Source organism: Polyangium sp. 6x1, from assembly GCF_029946515.1.
Lineage (GTDB): Bacteria > Myxococcota_A > Polyangia > Polyangiales > Polyangiaceae > Polyangium.
On sequence record NZ_JARZHH010000165.1, the window covers coordinates 1 to 2,930 of the forward strand.

The following is a 2,930-nucleotide window of genomic DNA, read 5'->3' on the forward strand; positions in this document are numbered from 1 at the left end:
GTTCGATGAACTGCGCGGAGCGCAGTTCATCGACCCCGAGTCCAGCGCTTGCGCTGGTCCGGGTGCAGGGGCGGACAGCCCCTGCTGGGGCCTGGGGCAAAGCCCCAGCGAAGCGCCTCAGGCTCAAGGCGAAGGCGGATGAACGAGGATCCGCTGGGTCTGCTTCCACGACATGAGGTCGGCTGTGCGCACGGTCGCCGAGACCTCCCAGCGCAGCTCGTTGTTCGGCGCGCCAAACGAGGGCGGCCCTCGCAGCGGGATCCGGAACATCTCCTGCACCACGGTCACTCGGCCTGGCGGCAGACGCAGCCGCGCCCGATCGACTGCGCGCCGCTCGCCGTGCAGTGAATGACGATAATGGCGTGGCTCGTCCGGCTCGCTCGATGGGCGCACCACGACCTCCTGCGCCGCGAGGGAGACGATGAGCTCCTTCAGCACCTCCGGCCGGCTCGGCTTGAAGGAGACCGACACCGTGATCACCTCGCCCGCCCGTGCGATCTCCGGGTGCACGGCGAGCTCGGGCGGGCCGAGCCGCTCGCGCAACGTGCGGCGCCTGAGGTGCGCGAACAGTGCCGAGAGCCCGCCGACGAGCAGGAGCAGCGCGAGGATCCGCGCGAATGCCCCCGCGCGCAGGACGAGCAGCGCCGCGCTCGCCGCCGCGAGCGAGAGCCCCACGACGGGATGCTCGATGGTCTTCGGCTCGTCGCGTTTGTCGAGCGCGACTTCCGGCAAGGGGCCTGGGTCGTACACGAGGGCCGTCCGCGCGGGCGCCGTTCGATAACTCTTCGCCGTGAGCGCGCGTGCCTCCTCGGTCCATGGTAGGAGCAGGATCCGCGCCTCGGCGCGCTCGCGCGACGCCCAGCCGAGCTTCGCCTCCACGCGCAAGGTCCAGCTCACCGTGAGGATGTGCCCGTGGTAGGTCAGCGGCCCGGACGGCGCCGGGATCTCGAACGGGACGAACGTCGGCTCGCCGGCTGTGAGTGCGAGGCCCGCGGCGAGCACGATGGGCGCGCCGCGCACGGCGTAGGGCTCGCCGCGGCTCTCCACGTCCCAATCGAGGGAGGCCACGAGCTCGCCTCCGCGGCGGCTGTCCGGACACACGATTTCCACGCGCCCGGTGATGAGCTCACCGGGCCTGTGGACGGCGTCGCGGCGGTCGAGGTGGAGGGACAGCCGGGGCGACACGGCGTGGCCCTCGTCGGCCTTAGAAGCGCGCCGAGACGCTGGCGCCGAAGCCGAGGAAGTTCGGGCTGATGAAGGTGCGGAGCGCGAGCGTGCCTTCGCTCGGGTCGCGCTCGACGAACGTGCCGTTGTTGTCGCGCACGTACTGGAGCCAGACGAGCGCCGACATGATCGACGACAGGTCCCATTTCAGGCTCGCGCGCGCCTGGAAGATGGGCACCGCGCCCTGGTTGATGGGCAGAATGGCGATGTTGCCCTGCTCGCGGATGACGACGGTGCGATCGATCGGCGCGTTCGAGCTGTCCACCGTGGAGGTGGAGAACGTCGCCGGGAACTGGAGGCCCGCGCCGAAGCCGACCGTGAGCCGCGGTGCTGGGAGGTAATAATCGGAGGCGAGCGCCAGGAAGAACTCGTTCGAGGTCTGCGCGTCGCGCGGGAGCGTCTGGAAGGGAATGAAGCTCGGCTGGTTGCGCAGGACGTACGGCAGGTCGCGATAGATGCCCGTGACGCTGGCGCGCAAGAAGCCCGATTTCACGTTCGCCTGCAAGGCCGCGGCGCGCGCCTGCTGGATCGCGACCCCGCCGGCCACGTCGAAGTCCTTGAGGCGCTGCCAGAGGTTCGTCCCTTCGAGCGCGAGCGACCACGACGTCTTGCCGGGGCTGTACGTCTCCGGCTTGAAGATGATCATCGGCTTGTTCGGATCGTTCCGATACAGCGCGAAATCGATCGACTGCGGCACGGGCGTGCTCTTGTCGTGCACGAGGACGCGCATCGAGGCGCCGGCCGTGTAGATGCTCTGGCCCGCGACGTCGGGCAGATCGAACTTGCCCTGCTGGAAGTAACCGCCGCCGAGGTCGAGGTGGAGGTAATCGTTCACGTCGACGCTGCCGCCGCCGAGCACGCCGTAGTTCGTCTGGCCGATGCGGATCTCCTCGACCTCGCTCGTGCCCGGCGTCAGCGTCTGCTCGACCTGCACGATCGTCGCGGTCTTCAGGCCGAAGAACACGCTCCACTTGCCGCCGTTGTATTCGATTTTTCCGCCGGGCGCGCCGCCCTGCACGCGCGGGAAGATCGATTGATTGATGAACGGGTTCGTGCCGCCCCAGGAGATGTCGTACAGGTAGCCGAGGCGGAAGCGATCGGTGTCGAGCGGCCACAACGTCACCGACAGGCCACGCTTGCCGTTGGGATCGCCGTCCGTGTGATAGAAGGCGCGGATGTACGAGCCGGCGTCGTAGAGCGACTGGTTCAGGTTGTTCGTTGCGCGCGCGAGCGAGGCGAGGTCGAAGCGCAGCACCATCGACGCCTCGGTGTCGAGGCCCTTGATGAACCCCGGAAGCTTCTTGTAGAGCGCGAGGTGTGTCAGGTTCTCGCGACCGGCGAAGCGCGAGTTCAGGTTGTCGAAGAAGAGGCGGTACGCCTTTCGATCACCGATCGCGGTATCGGGCGAGAGCGGCAGCGCCTGCCCCGTCTGGTGCAGCACGTCGTCGTCGCCCATGACCCACGTCAGGCGCGTATCCATGAAATCGCCGATACGCACGGACGGCGGGCTGCTGTCGACCGTGCGGATCGGCGGCGGCTCGGCCAGCAAGGGCAGGGTGGGCGTCACCGGATTCGCCGCCGGGGTGGGGGCGGCGGCGGGCGGCGGCGGCGGGGGCGGCGCTTCGGTCGTCGGCGCGGGCGGCGGCGGGGGCGGGGTCCCGGGGTTCGTCTCCGTGGGCTGGGGGGCCGCCCCGGCGGGAGGCGCC

General features: G+C 69.5%; 2 protein-coding genes. Both read right to left on the reverse strand.

Annotation, left to right across the window (positions count from 1 at the left end):
- Positions 1-123 precede the first annotated feature (123 nt).
- Positions 124-1,185 (reverse strand): hypothetical protein, encoded by a 1,062-nt coding sequence (locus tag QHF85_RS49585; RefSeq protein WP_281334559.1) that lies wholly within the window; start codon positions 1,183-1,185, stop codon positions 124-126.
- A 19-nt stretch (positions 1,186-1,204) separates the two neighbouring features.
- The coding region (locus QHF85_RS49590) for a hypothetical protein (RefSeq protein WP_281334560.1) at positions 1,205-2,930 on the reverse strand (1,726 nt) is incomplete at its 5' end.